The 440-nt window shown below is 48.9% G+C and carries 1 protein-coding gene; it reads right to left on the bottom strand.

The window, feature by feature from the left end; all coding sequences use genetic code 11:
- Positions 1–440 (bottom strand): MobA/MobL family protein (locus tag EI164_RS16730; protein ID WP_192521077.1); only part of this gene is annotated, 440 nt, incomplete at both ends.

Below are 440 nucleotides of genomic sequence, written 5' to 3'. Positions count from 1 at the left end.
TTTTTTTCTGTGTCTTAGGATCGACTTTGCCAATGAGTTCTTTTGGTACGACTGGGCGTGTACGCTCATCGTTAGAGACTTCACTATCTGATTTTTTGCCTAGCGCTAGCTTGTTATCACTTGATACGTCTAGCTCTCGGGTCAATAGCAGTATGTGGGCGTGAATGTTTCGCGGATCAGGGGCAGCCATATCTTTGCGCTTCGCTGCCGCTTTGATGTTTGCCATATCGTCACCTGCGGTGGGATCATGGACAAAAACCATGCTGAGAACACCTTGTTCTTCGCTCTGCTGCTGAGCAAATTTCTCAAACAGTTCGATATTTTCAGCGCGTGACAGCTCAGGCACACCGCACAATACCCATTCACGCGCAAGACGCGCACTGTGTTTCATCTTACCGCGCTTGGTGGTTTCTCCCCTCTCAACCAAATCAGCGATACTC

Source organism: Psychrobacter sp. FME13 (assembly GCF_014861395.1).
Classification (GTDB): domain Bacteria; phylum Pseudomonadota; class Gammaproteobacteria; order Pseudomonadales; family Moraxellaceae; genus Psychrobacter.
This window is presented reverse-complemented; position numbering and strand designations above follow the sequence as displayed.